A 17,570-nucleotide genomic window follows, 5' to 3' on the forward strand; every position below is an offset into this window, starting at 1 on the left:
TCTGCACTCATTCCGGTTCCATGGTACATAACAGTGGATGCTCGTTGCTTCTGGCAAAATCATTGACTTGAGCAACTTTTGTCTCTGCTATATCCCGAGTAAAAACGCCGCATACAGCCTTTCCAACTATATGCACCTGTAGCATTATCTGTGTCGCCAGCTCTTCACGGAAGTGAAAAAAACGCTTTAACACATCCACCACAAACTCCATCGGGGTGTAATCATCATTCAGGAGAATAACCTTATATTTTTTGGGCAATTTCAGCGCTGGGACGACCTCTAGCTCCGTCACCTTTCGCTCAATTATTTCACCTGAAAATCGCTCGCTCATTACGTACACCCTTTACTAATTTTATAGACTTACCACGAGCATTTGGCCAGTAAAAAAGTGATTTAATTCATGAAAAAAATTAATTTTGTAGTTCTCGCCAGCATCCTGCTTCTTAAAGATTCAAATTGACGGTCTTATATAACAGTAAGCAGATTATTTTTTTCAAGCAATTGATAAAAGCCACATTCTTGCATCCATTTTGCAAAATATCCTGACAAAAATCAAAGACTCTTTGCAATTGGCCCGCAAACCGCTGAATTATTGACTGCGGCCTGCGAGCAGGCTGGTTCTATTTATGCAACAATGCTGAACAGGCTCAAGCTTTACATATGATTAATTATTTCTTTGGCAAAACCTGAGCAGCTTACTTCAGTTGCACCTGACATTAATCGGGCAAAATCATAAGTTACAGTCTTGGCTTCGATTGCGCCTTCAGTTCCTTTGATAATTAAATCAGCAGCTTCAGTCCAACCCAGGTGTCTCAACATCATCTCAGCAGACAGAATAAGCGAGCCGGGATTGACTTTGTCCTGGCCTGCGTATTTGGGTGCAGTACCATGTGTGGCTTCAAAAACAGCAATTGCATCCGCCATATTGGCCCCTGGAGCAATACCGATTCCACCGACCTGGGCAGCCAGGGCATCGGAAATATAATCACCATTAAGATTTAAGGTTACAATGACGCTGTATTCATCCGGACGCAGGAGGATTTGCTGTAAGAAGGCATCTGCAATAACATCTTTAACAATAATGTCCTTTCCTGTTTTAGGATTCTTGAAATGCAACCAGGGACCACCCTGATATTCTGTAGCGGAGAAGCATTCACGAGCGACTTGATAACCCCAGTCTTTGAAGGCGCCTTCAGTAAACTTCATGATATTGCCTTTATGAACCAGTGTCACAGAGTCTCTATTATTGTCAATTGCATACTGAATAGCCGCTTTAACTAATCGGGCAGTTCCCTGTTGTGAAACAGGCTTAATTCCAATTCCGCAATGATCCGGGAATCGAATTTTTTTAACGCCCATATCTTCCTGTAGAAAACGAATTACTTTTTTAGCCTCAACACTATCCGCCTGCCATTCGATACCGGCATAAATATCTTCAGAGTTCTCCCTGAATATTACCATGTCTGTTTTCCAGGGCTCTTTGAGAGGGCTTGGTGTTCCCTGAAAATAACGCACAGGGCGCAAACAGGTATAAAGATCAAGATCTTGCCGTATCGCGACATTCAACGAACGAATACCACCGCCCACCGGCGTAGTCAAAGGACCTTTAATCCCAATGACAAACTCACTGATAGCTTGCAGCGTCTCTTTAGGAAGCCAATGATTTTCACCATATACTCGGGTCGCTTTTTCACCGGCATATACTTCCATCCAGGCAATTTTTCTTTTATCACCATAGGCTTTCTCAACAGCGGCATCTACGACCATGCGCATTGCAGGAGTAACGTCCACTCCAATTCCGTCGCCTTCAATAAAAGGGATAATCGGATGATCAGGAACCTGTAAAGAAAAATCGGGGGCAACAGTAATTGCCTGCCCATTTGCGGGTACTTTTATTTTTTCAAATGTCATCGACTGCTCCGTTAGTAAAATTCATGATCACCAAGGCGATTTAGGCTTCAGTGCTCATTTGGAAAGCAAGTAATACAAGGAAGAAATCTTATATCCAGGCCAAATAGCTACGTTTGAGTATTATCCCTGCAATGAAGCAGGAAAATTATACGAGAGCCATTTCCATGCTCATCAATAATACGCTTATTACTCCAATGAGCGCTATCATAGCATGCTAAAACTCTTTAACCCAAGCACCTCGAAGTGATCTGGATTCAAACCGTTCGGCTGGCTCAAAATGAAGGGCTTTCGGAATTAGACACTTTTCTTCTAATTCGGCATAATTCATCTTTTATTGGTATAGACCCCTTGTGAAACGAATCATTCTGTTTAATAAACCATTCGGAGTCCTTTGCCAGTTTACTGGTGAAGAACAAGACAAAACACTGGCTGATTATATTTCAATGCCTGGCTTTTACGCTGCCGGCAGGCTTGATAAAAATAGCGAAGGACTTTTGTTACTAAGCAATGACGGCAAGCTCCAACACGCACTCACTCATCCTGATAAACGTAAACAGAAATATTATTGGGTACAGGTTGAAGGAACCCCTGTCGATAGTGATTTAAACAAATTACGTGCTGGTTTAAAACTTGAAAAGGAAACTTTTCTTCCAGCCGAAGCCAGAATCATTGAAGAACCTGCCAATCTATGGCCAAGAAATCCGCCGGTTCGTTTCCGCAAATCGATACCCACCTCGTGGCTTGAGATTGTGCTTTGCGAAGGCAAAAATCATCAGGTCAGGCGAATGACGGCCGCAATTGGCTTTCCAACGCTGCGTCTTATACGTCACCGGATAGCTGATTGGGAACTGGGAGATCTCTTACCAGGTCAATATAAAGTGGTGACTATCTGATAAACCGGGGCCTTATAATATTCAATTAAATTGCGATCGAGGATGTATTTTAGTAAGCAGCGTGTCTTCGGTTAATAATCGAATCCAGGGCCATATCAAAATACTGATGACTGCACTGCCGAGGACATCAAAAAGACTGGCATAACCGCCAAGAATAATATCGATGCCAAAAATACATAGCTGATACACCAGAACCGCAATGCCTACCAAAACCATTTGCTGGCCAATTGAAAAAAGACAGAATCGCCTGGATTTGCTGCTGGCAATCCAGGTAACAATCGATAAGGCAAAGGTATGCTCACCAATAATCGTCGACAGCAGAGTATCGAGAATGAGCCCCATGAGAATAAGAACCGCCAGACTAAAGCGATCAGGCAGATAGAACTGGATATAAAGCATCAATAGCAGTATCCAGGGCGGTCTGATACCCACAATGAGTTCGGGTAAAGGCAGAATACTGAGTGCCAATGCCAGTAAAAATGCAATAAGTAAGCGTATATTCAGTGAACTCATGAGCTGGCTCCAGCAGCATTGATTCGCTCATTAATCTGACGAGTCAACTCGGCTTGCTCTTTATCCGGCCAGATAAGCAAGACCAGGCGATTTCGGTTTAAAAGAGCAACCGGTGTGACATTCACCTTGATGAAGGCATCTCCCGGTATACTTTGAACAGACTCCACACGCCCCACAGGATATCCTTCGGGATATAGACGGCCCAGGCCCGAGGTAACCAATAAGTCATCTTTTGCTATATTGGAAGTGCGCGGCAGATTAATCAAAGACAGCTGCCCGAGATTATTGCTGCCAACCAGTATTGCCCGCTCACCCGTACGGGTATTTCTTACAGGAACAGCGCTTTTTGAATCTGAAATCAGCAATACGGTGCTGGTCATATAACCCACATCAATGATCTGCCCCATTACACCTTTTGCATCCAAAACAGGCTGCCCTACATAAGCACCGTCCCGCTTGCCTTTATTTAATACAACAAACTGACGAGCCGTCGTCGTATCAACCGCAAGAATTTGCCCAGCCATTGCCCGCATCTGTGCTTTTGAGGAGGTTAGTAACAACTCGCGAAGCTGGGAGTTCTCTTCTTTAATCGCCATTAATTTTTGCAGTTCCGCTTCAAGCATAGTTTGTTGATAGCGAAGCTGCATATTCTCATTAATTAAGGCGTTTTTGGAGCCTACCAGTGACTGAATCCAGCCAATAATACGAACGGGATAATCGACTGCGTATTGTAAGGGAGAAACGAGAAAGGAAAAGCCATTACGCACTGAACCCAGATAGTTATAGTGGTAATCAGAAAACATCAAAGCAATAGATAAAGCAACAGCAAACACAAAACCTGAGGTTTTGTGCCTGCCTTTAGTAAATAATCTATTTTTGGAATTATTCGGTTGAGAGGAAATCACCGCCGCGAAGGTCCATTGTTTCTAATGCCTTACCACCACCGCGTGCTACGCAAGTCAATGGATCTTCCGCCACCAGAACCGGAAGACCGGTTTCTTCCATAAGCAGCGTATCCATATTTTTTAAAAGCGCACCACCACCTGTTAATACCATGCCCCGCTCGGCTATATCCGCTGCCAATTCGGGAGGTGCAAGCTCAAGAGCCGCACGGACTGCACCCACAATGCCCGAAAGAGGCTCTTGTAAAGCTTCTAAAATTTCGGCACTGGTTAGTGTAAAACTTCTTGGCACTCCCTCAGCCAGATTTCTTCCACGCACTTCAATCTCAAACAGATCACGGCTGGGGAAGGCTGAGCCAATTTCATGCTTGATACGCTCAGCGGTGGTTTCACCAATCAGTGTTCCATAATTTCTGCGCACATAGGAAACGATGGCATCATCAAATTTGTCACCACCAATACGAACCGACTGATGATACACAATTCCACTGAGAGAAATAATAGCGACTTCGGTAGTACCCCCGCCAATATCCACTACCATTGAACCACTGGCTTCTTCAACTGGCATACCTGAACCTAATGCCGCAGCCATGGGCTCTTCGATCAGAAATACTTCGCGGGCACCAGCGCCCATCGCGGACTCACGAATCGCTCTGCGCTCTACCTGTGTTGATCCGCAAGGCACGCATACCAGAACACGCGGGCTTGGACGTAAAAATCGGTTTTCATGAACTTTGTGTATGAAATGCTGCAACATTTTTTCAGTAACAAAAAAATCGGCAATAACACCGTCTTTCATGGGCCTGATCGCGTTTATATTTCCGGGAGTACGTCCCAGCATTCTCTTGGCTTCGAGCCCTACAGCGGCAACCCGCTTCTGCCCGGATTCATTTCTGAGAGCCACAACAGAGGGTTCATTTAAGACGATCCCCTTGTCCCTCACATAAATCAATGTGTTGGCGGTTCCCAAGTCAATCGACAGATCATTGGAAAATACGCCCCTGAGTTTCCTGAACATGTGCAACATTACCTCGTTCTTTTTTTGGCCTGTACTTTACCTTATATTTGGATAAAAATCGACAGATCTTTGTGAGATCTTTGCATTAGGCCTTTTATTATGCCATTGCCAGTTTAGCTGTATTCGCAATTAATGAGCAATTCCTAAAATATTAAAGACGGAGGGTGGTTCGTGTAGTATTCTTGGCGCCTGACTTCAGATCACACGCAAAGTAATCAGAGTAAATTGGCTTTTGATATCAGAAACAAGGAGTTTTTAACGATGAAGCAATATGTAACTGGAATGTTATTACTGTCTGTCCTAACGACGGCTAGCGCGGGAGATATGGGGCCTCAGCAAAGCAGCAGCCCTTGCTGCCGATGGACAATTGGCGGTGAGCTGTCTTATTTGAGACCCGATGGTGCGATGATTGATTATGCGACTGAAATGGTTTTTGTAACACCCACAGTTGTTGCTGCGCATGGAAGTTATGTAAACCCGTCTTATGAGCCTTCCTGGTCAGCATTTGTCAAGTATAACTGGACGCCTCAAGCTGATATTCAGTTCAGGACGACTCATTTTGATCATGAGTTTGGCTCCTCAGTGACGATTCCTGATTCATTATTAGTCGTCAACTCGACACTTGTTTCCGATTTTTTTGGTGGGGCTGCAGGAAAAGTGCTCTTTGATCTGGACAATTATGAATTATCTATCGGTGCTAACATCAATGCCTCCCAATCGGGTTGGCGATTAAGACCTTACACCGGACTTCATTATGTTGAGGAGAATGATCGATTAATCCAACGGTTTTATCGCAGCGACGCTGCTTTTGTCCATTATCTCACGAGTCGTTTCCGAGGAATTGGCCCCATAATAGGCCTTGAAAGCCATTATCCACTATTCGATAGATTGACGCTAAAAAATGACTTCACCTTAGGGTTCCTCATTGGAGATGCGGATATGCGGACAATGGGAGATATTAATGATGCTCCCATCCAGCCTATTACCTATATTGACTTTAAAAACTTCGATCGAGAACGGCTCGTACCTTATGGCTTCCTCGACATTGGACTGCAGTACGACCTGCCCTTGGGTGCTTATGAAGCGGGTATCAATGGGGGATTTAAAGTCATTTATTATGATGATATTCATGGCAGACGCGCCGGAACAGGACCCAATGATCCATTACGGCTGAACTATGTTACCTATTATGGGCCCTATATTGGTGTTCAAATCAGGGCTTAATGGATTTTTGTCATTGTAAATCGCAGTTTTTTTTTTGGAACTGCGATTTACATAAGAGTGGCGTAATCATTATCGCAGGATTGCAAAACGTTATTATCTACATGAGCTAAAGCTTTGCGCTGCTATGTCAACGGATAACAGTGATAACAAATTACTTTTTTCGATTAAATCCCTGATATACGCGTGTGACAAATTTTCCCAATCTCGATTGCTGTGCCTTGAATACAGCATCGATTGGCGTATTAAATACATGATTTGTATAATTGGACAGGGTTTTCAATGAGATGGCAAGAATGATATCCAATATCTGCTTTTCAGTGTAGCCCTCAGCCAGAAACTCCTTTACTTTATCTTCGGATGGCCGTCCCCTGCTCCAGATCATTTCCCGGATAAAATTAGCCAGAACCTGATATTTGGGTACAGGAATTTCGGCATCGCTGTTAATAGCGTCAGTCACTTCATAAGGAATTTTAGCCACCATACTGGCAACAGTTCCATGGGCAGCCAGACAATAACCACATCCATTTTCATAACTGATTACCAGAAAAATGATTTGTTGTTCTTCAGAAGAAAACCCAGAGTGTTGACTGAATAATCTGTAGGTATCCAGATAGGCTTGCAGCAGTTCTGGAGCATTGGCCATTACCTTAAAAAGATTAGGCACCATTTTCGTTTCTTGTCGTGCCTGGTCATATAATTTTTTGACCCACTCATCATTGGGTTGTTCTACCGAGCCTGATTTCATAGTATACATAGAGATACTCATTATTTTGGGATGATACTAATATGAGCATAGACAAAATTATTCTGGCTGGTTTTATTGGATTGGCAGCAGCAGTTCTGGTGGGCACAGGAGAGTTCCTTCTCCACTATACTTCGAATGGCTATGATTCTAAAATCCCTTATCAGTTTTTTCATGATATATCCCCTAAACGTTTGCTATGGGGACATTTTATCGCCGTTCTGGCAGCTCCGTTTTACCTGGTTGGCTTTTGGCATCTTTATCAAATGTTACTTCCAGCAGGAGGTAAATTGCCAGCCGCAGTCGCATTGACTGCGGCATATGGATTTATTATGGGAATCGTCTGGATTGGTTCGCGGGCAATCATAGCGGCTATTATACAAAGCAAAACCTCAGCCAATGCAGAGTTAATTGCATCTTATCAGCTTTATGAGGAAACATTACTTCAGATCATACGTGTAACCACCCTGGCTATGTCTGCCGGATTTATCTACCTCGTTTTAACTGGATCGACTTATTATCCAAGCTGGATGTGGGCTTTAAATCCCTTCTTCATCCTGCTTGCCGTCTTTTTGATTTATTTTATATCACCAGCTATTGGCAAATACATTATGCCAATAGCTATGAATGTTACCTACACTCTATTCTTTGCACTCTCAACCTTTTTCGCCATTCGGCTCAGGGGGTGAGTCCGTTTTACCTATATGAATGGTACTGTTGGTTGCTGGATGATTTATTGTTTGCTCAGTTCCATTCATGTAGCGGACAGTTAGAAGTTCTGCAGTTTGGTCCTTGCCCAGACCAAAGATGATCTGATTTCCCTGATAAGCGCACAAGCCTTGAGTCGGCACAAAAAATCGGGTCAGCACTTTCCCATTCGTCAACCTCAATTTAAGCACCGCACCCAGTGCTTCTGGAGAGTAAGGCATCTGAATTTTTATAAACTTATTAGTTCCCCCTGTATTATTCAGGAAAACTTTAAGCGGTCCATTAAGGTTTGTATAAAGCAAATCCGGATAACCATTCCCCGTGAAATCGGTGCTTAGAGGAGAGATCGCAAAATAAGGGTCTTCTGCATTTGCCTGCTTTTCAATGCTGGCATAAGTTTGATTGGGTAATTCTTTCAAAACTCGGCCAGGCAGCCGGAATAATTTATGCAAGGGAAATCCAATGTAATTTTGAGCAATTACCAAATCCTGCCTGCCATCATTAGTGAAATCCTGGAATATCACACCCCATCCAAACTCGTAGTCGGCCGTCATGGTCTGTTTAGCCACATCTTCAAACTGAAAATTACCTTTATTTTTCAGAAAAATATTATCCCGTAATAAAGTCTGATCTTTCCTTAAATCACCTCTGACTATAAAACCTGGAGGTGTAGAGCCTAAATTCCACCAATAAGATGGGCCGATATTACTAAAAAACAGATCTGGAAGGCCATCATCATTATAATCTCCTACGGCAATCCCCATAGGATAGGAGTATACTGTCGAAGTGGGATTGGGCATGTATTTGAAAGTCAGGTTACCCATGTTTTTATAAGTTCTTACCTGACCTGTATCGTGTGCCACCACCAGGTCAAGTTCATTATCACCGTCTAAATCCACAAAAACGCCCTGAAAGGTGTTATGAATATAATTCAATCCGGCACTGTCGGTAATATCTGTGAACGTATTATCACCATTATTTTTTAATAATAAACTTTTCGCTCCATAATCTTTCTTATTAAAAATCGTTTGCCCTTCTACAAACTCAGGTTTGATGTAGGCTGCGACATACAAATCAACTGTGCCTTTTTTTTGCAAATCAGCGCTGGCTATTGAAATAGGTGAATAGCGTGGGTCCATTTGAATATCAAGTTTTTTGATATTGAACCGACCCTGTACATTTTCATAGAAATAAATTCCACTGTCACGGGCTACAAACAAATCGGGCAAGCCATCATGATTTGCATCAACGGCAATTACTCCGTAAGTTGTATCGTTAGCAGGTTTTTGTAATCCAGTCTGCGCAGAAACATCGACAAACTGGCCATCTGCGAATTTGAATAATTTATCTTCCTGATTATATCCTCCTCCTGCAAACAGATACTGGACATCATTCCCCTCAAGATTAAAAATTGCAGCTCCCATAAATGGCAGGGATTTCTCATTATTAAATTTGTGTACGAAATTTAATTCGATACTGTCAAAATGAGGAATTGATTCAGCGCTGGCTTGTTGCCCTGGATAGGGATTAGATGGCCAGGTCACGATTCTAATACCAATCAATGCGACGATTAGAAGGAAAAAAATTATAATAATCTTAATGATCATTGAAATCTCAAAAGAACGGGTGAATAACTACTGTATTCTAAAATATTAGACTAATAAAGATTACAAGAGCATAAGAATAAACGAAAATCGCTATAGCAGATCCGCTAGAATTGTATAAACAGGGATAGGGTTTGCTGTAAAATACTAACTGGCTGCGGATCCACTTGAGGGATTAATATCGTGGGATGAACGTGAGCCCGCAGCCGGATACTAATTTACTGTATAATAAATGTTTTTTGCAATTCTTTCAGATGCGAATTTACAAATTTTTTTCCAATTCCAGGAACTGAGGCCAAATCCTCCACCCGTTTGAAATCTCCATGCTCGGTCCGATATTTTATAATCGATTCCGCCCGCTTTTTTCCAATCCCCTTAATGGATTTGGACAAGGTCTTTATATCAGCGCTATTGAGATTGATTGTTGAACCTGATTGCTTTTCTGTAGGTGTAACCGGAACTTCTGAAGCATGAAGCGGAAGATTGAACATAACAAAAGAGAGTATTAAACCAATTAATTTGCTTTTCATTTTTTTCTCCATATTGATTGGACTAACAGCCTTTCCAGGCTATTTTTTGACCGTTCCATTATTTCCATAATTAGAACGGCCGTCAGTATGTCAGTTATTAATTGTTCTGTCGAGAGCAAAATGATCAAAATGTTTGGCAAGAACAAATGAAACGCAAGCCGTTAATTTTTCCGCCATTTCCAAATGCAGAAATTCGTTAGGTCCATGCGCGTTGGACTGCGGCCCCAAGACCCCCGTTATCATAAATTGAGCCTGTGGAAATTTTTTGCCTAACATGCCCATAAACGGAATGGTACCCCCCTCACCCATATAGATCGCCGGCTTCTGGTAGAAAGTCATTGACGCATCATTGACTGCCTGTGAGAACCATTCTGTTAACAATGGAGCGTGCCAACCCTCTGCGCCGTCCGCAATATTAAAATCTACTTTTGCCGAATAGGGAGGATTTTCTGTCAGGGTTGATTTAAGTGCTTTCGCAGCTTTCTCAGGATTGACCAAAGGCGGAATACGCATAGAGACTTTTAGGACTGTTTTAGGTCTTAAGACATTGCCCGCATTGGCGAGATTCGGCAAACCTTCCGCGCCAGTAATCGTCATGGCAGGGCGCCAGGTCCGGTTTAAGATCAACTCCGCTCTCTCCATGCTGACGGGTAACACTCGTTCCTGAAAAGGAAAGGCTTTATAAACTTCCTCTTTCAGCACTTCAGCGCAGGCTTCAGCCTGGTTAACACGCTCTGCCGGGATTTCACAATACAGCTCTTCGAGCTGAATAGCCCCATTTGTTTCATTTTCCACTCGGCTTAATAACTGCCTGGCAATACGGAAACTGTCAGCGACAATGCCGCTGGCGCTGCCTGAATGAACCCCTTCTTTTAACACCTCAACGGATAATTCGCCGACAATATTGCCGCGCAATGAGGTCGTCATCCATAGCTGCTCATAATTTCCTGCGCCAGAATCCAGGCAAATGACGAGAGAAGGTTTTCCTATTCTCTCCTCAAGAGCCTGAATATAATAAGGTAAATCATAACTGCCGCTTTCCTCGCAAGCCTCAATCAGAATGACGCAGCGCGCATGAGGGATCCCCTCCTTCTGTAATGCATTGATCGCCAGTAGTGACGCATAGGCAGCATAACCGTCATCAGCCCCCCCTCTCCCATAGAGCTTGCCCTCTTTTAAAACAGGCTGCCAGGGACCAAGGCCTTCTTTCCATCCAGACATTTCAGGCTGCTTATCCAAATGCCCATAAAGCAATACCGTTTCCTCACCCTGTCCCGGAACTTCCATAAAAATCAGAGGAGTTCGGCCAGGCAGTCGTACAACTTCCATGAGCATATCGCGTGGCGCATGATGTCTGCACCAATCTGCTATGTGATTAACGGCCTGTTCCATATGACCATGAGCTTCCCAATCCGGATCGAAATGAGGAGACTTGTTAGGAATTTTTATGTATTCCATCAAGCTTGGTAAAATAGTTTCCTGCCATTCATTGCCTATGAATTCAAACAGCTTTTGGTGATTCAACACTTAATAACTCCTTAATTAGTGCTAATACTTTCTCCGTAGCAGACTCAATTCCCAGGAGTCTGATATTATCGAGAATATGCTCACGATTGGCCTTCACTTCTTCAATAGCCTTCAACAGCTCTGCCTCGTTAAAAAGATCATCATCGAGCACCACGCTAATACCTTGCTGCTTGCAAAAGCGTGCATTTTGAATTTGATCCCCTCTGCTTACTTTTGCAGATAAGGGAATCAGGATATGAGGCTTTTGTAGAGCAAGAATTTCGTAAATTGCATTGGCTCCAGCTCTTGAAATAATCAAATCACTGGCGGCAAACAAATGAGACAACTCTTCATTGGCATATTCAAACTGGCAATAGGCAGAGTTGCTAATAGATGAGTCCAGTTTCCCTTTACCACAGAGATGAATAATCTGCCAGGTCTTGGTTAATTCGGGTAGAGCCTTACGAATAATTGTATTTATTTTGCTTGCACCAAGGCTTCCTCCCATCACCAGAAGACAGGGCTTTTCATCATTAAAGCCGCAAAGGTCGAGCCCTTTTTGACGATTGCCACGAAAAAGTTCCGAACGAATTGGAGTTCCAGTCACTTCCACTTTTTCTTTTTGTTTAAAATGAGTACTGGCTGAGGCAAAATTTACGGCGATTTTATTAACAAAAGGAAAACTCAAACGATTAGCAAGTCCCGGGGTTAAATCGGATTCATGAGCAATCACCGGAATGCCGCGTAACCAGGCTGCAAATACTACAGGAAATGCGACAAAACCGCCTTTTGAAAATACCACATCCGTTTTCAGCTGTTTAAGCAAACGCCAGGATTGAAAGATCCCCCTGAGAATAAGCAAAGGATCCAAAAAATTCTGCCAGCTAAAGTAGCGCCGCAATTTACCCGAGCTTATCGAATGAAAGGGAACGCCTTGCGCCCGAATCATACTATCTTCTACCCCATTTTTTGAACCAATGTAGTCAATCTGCCAATTCTCTCGCTTAAGAATTTCAATCAGGGCCAGATTAGGTGTAACATGCCCTGCAGTGCCGCCGCCTGTTAAAACAATTCTTGGGCTCATTGAATTTCCTTGATTAATAAGCTGAGATCGATGGCTTCAACACATTTGGTTAAACCGCCTACAGAAATAAAATCAACACCTGTTTGAGCGATTGCATGGATAGTCTCAAGGCTTACCCCTCCAGATGCCTCTAATGTAGAGCCATAGGATTGGTTAAGATTTACAGCCTGAGTCAGCAACTGCAAACTGAAATTATCAAGGAGAATTCGGTCAGGTTTTGCCTCAAGCGCTTCTTGTAATTCCACAAGATTTTCAACTTCGACTTCCACCATTAACTCAGGATGCATCGTTTTTGCTTTTTGAATTGCCTGTGTAATTGAACCACAGGCCTTGATATGATTTTCCTTAATCAGAAAAGCATCATACAAACCTAAGCGATGATTCACGCCACCCGCGCAGGCAACCGCATATTTTTGCGCCAGTCTTAATCCAGGTAAGGTTTTTCGCGTATCGAGCAGCTTGGCTTTGGTATTTTCCAACGCTTTCAAATAATGCCGGGTTTTTGTTGCCGTTCCCGAAAGGGTTTGAAAAAAATTCAAGGCTGTACGCTCGCCTGACAAAATTTCACGTGCAGGTCCCTTGATTTGACAGAGTGTGGCGGGTTCGGCCAGCCACTGTCCTTCAGCAACATGCCAGTTAATTTGTATCGCAGGGCTTAAACTGCGGAACACTGTTTCTACCCAGGGCTGTCCACAAACCAGCATAGCTTCCCTGCTTATGATTTCCGCACGCACCTCAAGACTCTCAGGCAGCAACTCTGCACTGACATCTCCAGTGCCCAAATCCTCAGCCAATGCCCTGCTCACATCGGCTTCAATTAAATCAGGAGTTAACTTCATTCTTCCTCCGGTCATAAGCAGCATAACGAGACTTTAATAGCGGAGGCGCTAAAAAAGTAGTGATTATAATCATTAAAACGATGGCCGAAAATAATTGATCGGAAATAACCCCCAATGTGCGGCCAATGGACGCGAACACAAGCCCGACCTCACCGCGTGGCAACATACCGATGCCGATTAACAGGCGATCATCTTTTCTGTTTCCTCCCAAACCGCTAATCAGTTTTCCGACTATGGCAGCAACAATTAATCCTGCCGAAGTCATTAACACATGCCAATCGAAAAAGGATTCCAGTTTCACCTGGATGCCAATCAGTATAAAAAACAAAGGCGCTAATATGAACTCCAGAGGAGCAATTAACTGTTTGATATTAAAAGGCTTGACAGAACTTGAATCAGAATGAGGTTCAAAATAGCCGTCATGAATAATCAGACCGGCGGCAAATGCGCCAATGATTGAAGACAATCCAACCACAGTTGCAAACCAGGCTAGAGCCATTAAAAAAATAAAAGCCAAAAAAAGCTTTGCTTCCCATAATTCAAGAAAGTTGAGCATTTTGACCGATTTTCTTAAAGCCCAGGGGCCTATCGTCAATACTGCGGTAAAAAATAAAAATGCCGAAACAACCACTCGGACTATCACCAGCATGTCCAGACTATTATTAATGACGATACTGCTGACAATCGAAAGAATGATCAATCCCAGCACATCATCTATCATTGCCGCACCTAAAATCGTATGCGCTTCCCGGGTACGCAACTTTTTTAACTCGGAAAGAACGCGTGCAGTAATGCCAATGCTGGTCGCTGACAAGGTAGCGGCTACGAATAAATCTGATTGGTAGGAGGCATTCGGCAATAGCCAATGAGCAATAGCAAAGCCTAAAATAATTGGGGCGACCACACCAATAAGAGCCACGCTTAAAGCTTCACGGCCTGTATGCTTTAACTCCTGGAATGAGCTTTCCAAGCCCACCATAAACAAAAGGAAAATGACCCCATAGCGCGAAAAGATATCGAGAATATAACCCACTTTTAAATAATCAATTCCTTTCACACTGCTTAGCGCAACCACCATTTGCTGAGCATAAACAGGATCCGCAATATTATTTTGTACAGCCTCAGCGAGAGTGGCGTTTCCCAGTATATCTCTCATAATATTAAAAATCGCGGATCCCTCGCGAAGCACAACAATGAGCTCGGAGCCAAAAAAATAACAGATATTTCCTAACAAAACGCCCATTAACAATTCACCCAACACACCAGGCTGGCGAAGGGCTTTGGCAATACATCGCCCCATTATTGAGAGAGTAAAAATTAAAGTGACCCAAAAAATAATGCTGGCTACCGGATCATGCTCAGCTTCCCGCTGCGTTTGGGCTAAAACAGTCAGGGGAAAGATCATTAAAACCAGGAAGCAGCCACAAGCCTTGCTTATTGCTGAGAGCTCAGGCTTTTTCCCAAACAAGGAAGAAGCCTTTCTAATCAGGAACTCACAATATTTTGTAAAACTCATGATGAGTGTTTGGCAAGAAACAGACAGGTATCTACAACAGAATCAGGGTTTAAGGAAACGCTGTCAATACCCTCTGCCATCAGCCATTCAGCAAAATCCTTATGATCCGAGGGGCCTTGCCCGCAAATCCCCACATACTTGCCTGCCTTTTTGCAAGTTGAAATGGCCATATGCAGTAAAGCTTTAACTGCAGCATTGCGCTCATCAAATTGCGAAGCAACCAACCCAGAGTCCCTATCAAGACCAAGAGTTAACTGGGTTAGATCATTAGAGCCAATGGAGAAGCCGTCAAAATATTCGAGAAACTGGTTAGCCAGTAAGGCATTGGAAGGCAGTTCACACATCATGATAATGCGAAGGCCATTCTTTCCGCGCTCAAGCCCCTGCTGTTTCAATACATCAATGACATCATGCGCTTCCTGTACCGTTCTTACGAAAGGAATCATGACTTCGACATTGGTAAAACCCATGACCTCACGTACGCGTTTTACCGCCTCACATTCAAGCGCAAAACAATCCGCAAACGCAGATGAAACATAGCGGGAAGCACCACGAAAGCCGAGCATGGGGTTTTCTTCATGGGGCTCAAACAGCTCGCCCCCGGTCAAATTGGCATATTCATTGGATTTAAAATCAGATAACCGAACAATAACCGGCTTGGGATAAAATGCCGCGGCAATTGTGGCAATCCCTTCCTTGAGGCGCTCTATATAAAATTCAACTGACGACTCATAAGCCGCGGTTTTTCTTGAAATATACTCTTTCAGCTTCTCGTCCTGCAATTGATCAAATTGCAAAAGCGCCTTGGGATGCACACCAATGGAATTGGAGATTAGAAATTCCAGGCGAGCCAAGCCAACACCGGAGTTAGGAATAGACTGAAACGCAAATGCACGCTCCGGATTTCCCACATTCAGCATAATTTTCATTGGCAGTTCAGGCATCGACTCGACATCAAGCGTTGCATACTCAAAGGGCAAAATCCCTTTGTACACATAACCATTATCTCCCTCTGCGCAACTGACAGTGATTTCCTCGCCATCACGAATGTGTTTTGTCGCATCGCCGCAACCAACCACTGCAGGGATTCCCAGCTCGCGGGCTATTATTGCTGCATGGCAGGTTCGCCCGCCACGATTGGTGACAATCGCTGCTGCACGCTTCATAATAGGTTCCCAATCAGGATCAGTCATATCCGATATCAGCACATCGCCGGGTTCCATTTTATCCATTTCACTAATGTCATGAATAATTCTTGCTTTGCCCTGGCCAATTTTCTGGCCAATACTGCGTCCTTCGCTCAAGACTTCGCCTCGCTTTAACAACTGATAGCGCTCTCTTTTCTGTTGTTTGTCGCGGCTTCTCACCGTTTCCGGGCGCGCTTGCAAAATATAGAGCTGGCCATTGATGCCATCCTTTGCCCATTCAATATCCATAGGCCGACCATAATGCTCTTCAATTATGACCGCATAGCGAGCCAGTTCTTCAATATCTGCCGGTGTTAATGAAAAGCGCAGCCGCTCGGCCTCAGAAACATCAACTGTTTCCACGGTTTTGCCGTTATCCGCATCTTGTGCATAAATCATCTTGAGCGCCTTGCTGCCTAGAGTTTTACGAATCACGGCGGGCCTGCCGGCTTTCAAGGCGGGTTTGTGAACATAGAACTCATCGGGATTAACCGCGCCCTGCACCACCATTTCACCCAGCCCAAAAGAAGAAGTAATAAACACCACCTGATCAAAGCCTGATTCAGTATCGATAGTAAACATAACGCCACTCACCGCAAGATCACTGCGTATCATTTGCTGGATCCCGGCAGATAAGGCAACCTCATCATGAGCAAACCCATGATGCACACGATAAGCAATTGCCCTGTCATTGTACAATGAAGCAAACACCAGCTTGATAGCATCAAGAATAGCGTCTATCCCTTTCACATTGAGAAAGGTTTCCTGCTGACCGGCAAATGAGGCATCGGGCAGATCTTCCGCTGTCGCCGAAGAACGTACTGCGACACTAAAATCATTGTTTCCTATCTCTTTTATCAATGCATTATAGGAATCAGTTACCGATTGAATGAATTGCCGGGTAAATGGGGTATTGATGATGAGTTCCCGAATGGACTTACCCGTGGCGACGAGGTCATTAATGTTATCAGTATCAAGGGATTGCAACATCTGGTGAATTCTCTCATCCAGCTTGTTTTGCTGTAAAAATTCACGAAAAGCCGCGGCAGTGGTGGCAAATCCGGTAGGAACCTGGACTCCGGCCGAAGATAAGTGGCTAATCATTTCTCCCAGCGACGCATTCTTTCCGCCAACCTGCTCCAGATCACGCATGCCTAGCTGCGTAAAACTAATCGTGTGCTGTTCTAATGCCATAACGCCACCCTTATAATCCTTAAAAATATTGGCCATTCTACTCAAAATGCCCATTAATGGGAATGTTTGCTGTTAAAACTTGCCAGTAAAATAATAACTTCACCCCACTTTGATTCAATGCTCTGATTACCTCATTCAACGAATATTATAATGTTTAGACAAGGATTGTTTATTTTTCCTGTATTTTTGCTGCAAAAGC

The 17,570-nt window shown here is 43.7% G+C and carries 16 protein-coding genes; 3 read left to right on the forward strand and 13 right to left on the reverse strand.

The features are described from left to right. Positions 1-7: 7 nt before the first annotated feature. The gene (gene clpS / locus DYH61_RS10325; RefSeq protein ID WP_058507353.1) at positions 8-331 is read right to left on the reverse strand and encodes an ATP-dependent Clp protease adapter ClpS; all 324 of its coding nucleotides are present in this window, start codon (positions 329-331) and stop codon (positions 8-10) included. 323 nt (positions 332-654) lie between these two features. After that, positions 655-1,911: an NADP-dependent isocitrate dehydrogenase gene (gene icd, locus DYH61_RS10330; protein ID WP_058507354.1), complete on the reverse strand. Its 1,257-nt coding sequence runs from the start codon at positions 1,909-1,911 to the stop codon at positions 655-657. A gap of 350 nt (positions 1,912-2,261) precedes the next feature. Here icd and DYH61_RS10335 point away from each other — a divergent pair, with 350 nt between their 5' ends. Then, positions 2,262-2,804: a pseudouridine synthase gene (locus DYH61_RS10335; RefSeq protein WP_058507355.1), complete on the forward strand. Its 543-nt coding sequence runs from the start codon at positions 2,262-2,264 to the stop codon at positions 2,802-2,804. 21 nt (positions 2,805-2,825) lie between these two features. Here DYH61_RS10335 and mreD read toward each other — a convergent pair whose 3' ends face one another. From mreD to DYH61_RS10350, 3 genes are read right to left on the reverse strand one after another with little or no spacing between them, the layout of a single operon-like run. Beyond that, on the reverse strand, positions 2,826-3,317 hold the full coding sequence (mreD, locus tag DYH61_RS10340; protein WP_058507356.1) for a rod shape-determining protein MreD: 492 nt from the start codon (positions 3,315-3,317) through the stop codon (positions 2,826-2,828). Then, a complete protein-coding gene (mreC, locus tag DYH61_RS10345; protein WP_058507357.1) occupies positions 3,314-4,222 on the reverse strand; it encodes a rod shape-determining protein MreC in 909 nt (302 codons plus the stop codon). Before mreC ends, mreD begins: the two co-directional genes overlap by 4 nt. Next, complete coding sequence (locus DYH61_RS10350) at positions 4,200-5,237, reverse strand: rod shape-determining protein (RefSeq protein WP_025385468.1); 1,038 nt, start codon at positions 5,235-5,237, stop codon at positions 4,200-4,202. The genes mreC and DYH61_RS10350 overlap by 23 nt, the downstream gene beginning before the upstream one ends. 261 nt (positions 5,238-5,498) lie before the next feature. On the opposite strand from DYH61_RS10350, the gene DYH61_RS10355 reads away from it, so the two are divergent. Next, positions 5,499-6,461: an Lpg1974 family pore-forming outer membrane protein gene (locus DYH61_RS10355; protein WP_058507358.1), complete on the forward strand. Its 963-nt coding sequence runs from the start codon at positions 5,499-5,501 to the stop codon at positions 6,459-6,461. 151 nt (positions 6,462-6,612) lie between these two features. Here the strand turns inward: DYH61_RS10355 and DYH61_RS10360 are convergent, their stop codons facing one another. Beyond that, positions 6,613-7,215: a carboxymuconolactone decarboxylase family protein gene (locus DYH61_RS10360; RefSeq protein WP_234999868.1), complete on the reverse strand. Its 603-nt coding sequence runs from the start codon at positions 7,213-7,215 to the stop codon at positions 6,613-6,615. 32 nt (positions 7,216-7,247) lie between these two features. Between DYH61_RS10360 and DYH61_RS10365 the strand changes: the two genes are divergently transcribed. Continuing rightward, positions 7,248-7,892 (forward strand): DUF6796 family protein, encoded by a 645-nt coding sequence (locus DYH61_RS10365; protein WP_058507360.1) that lies wholly within the window; start codon positions 7,248-7,250, stop codon positions 7,890-7,892. On the opposite strand, the gene DYH61_RS10370 is transcribed toward DYH61_RS10365, so the two are convergent. From DYH61_RS10370 to ppsA, 7 genes are all read right to left on the reverse strand, one after another. Further along, positions 7,860-9,518, reverse strand: coding sequence for a CRTAC1 family protein (locus tag DYH61_RS10370; protein ID WP_058507361.1), 1,659 nt, complete (start codon positions 9,516-9,518; stop codon positions 7,860-7,862). The two genes, DYH61_RS10365 and DYH61_RS10370, sit on opposite strands and share 33 nt — an antisense overlap. A 215-nt stretch (positions 9,519-9,733) precedes the next feature. Beyond that, positions 9,734-10,045 (reverse strand): ComEA family DNA-binding protein, encoded by a 312-nt coding sequence (locus DYH61_RS10375; protein ID WP_065236148.1) that lies wholly within the window; start codon positions 10,043-10,045, stop codon positions 9,734-9,736. Between the two features lie 90 nt (positions 10,046-10,135). Beyond that, positions 10,136-11,572, reverse strand: coding sequence for a M20 family metallopeptidase (locus DYH61_RS10380; protein WP_058507362.1), 1,437 nt, complete (start codon positions 11,570-11,572; stop codon positions 10,136-10,138). Then, on the reverse strand, positions 11,547-12,635 hold the full coding sequence (locus DYH61_RS10385; RefSeq protein ID WP_058507363.1) for an undecaprenyldiphospho-muramoylpentapeptide beta-N-acetylglucosaminyltransferase: 1,089 nt from the start codon (positions 12,633-12,635) through the stop codon (positions 11,547-11,549). Before DYH61_RS10385 ends, DYH61_RS10380 begins: the two co-directional genes overlap by 26 nt. After that, complete coding sequence (nadC, locus tag DYH61_RS10390; protein WP_058507364.1) at positions 12,632-13,474, reverse strand: carboxylating nicotinate-nucleotide diphosphorylase; 843 nt, start codon at positions 13,472-13,474, stop codon at positions 12,632-12,634. The genes DYH61_RS10385 and nadC overlap by 4 nt, the downstream gene beginning before the upstream one ends. Further along, complete coding sequence (locus tag DYH61_RS10395) at positions 13,458-14,990, reverse strand: cation:proton antiporter (RefSeq protein WP_234999869.1); 1,533 nt, start codon at positions 14,988-14,990, stop codon at positions 13,458-13,460. The genes nadC and DYH61_RS10395 overlap by 17 nt, the downstream gene beginning before the upstream one ends. After that, positions 14,987-17,371: a phosphoenolpyruvate synthase gene (gene ppsA, locus DYH61_RS10400; protein ID WP_058507378.1), complete on the reverse strand. Its 2,385-nt coding sequence runs from the start codon at positions 17,369-17,371 to the stop codon at positions 14,987-14,989. The genes DYH61_RS10395 and ppsA overlap by 4 nt, the downstream gene beginning before the upstream one ends. Positions 17,372-17,570: the final 199 nt, after the last annotated feature.

The sequence above is a fragment of the Legionella quinlivanii genome (assembly GCF_900461555.1).
Taxonomy (GTDB): Bacteria; Pseudomonadota; Gammaproteobacteria; order Legionellales; family Legionellaceae; genus Legionella_C; species Legionella_C quinlivanii.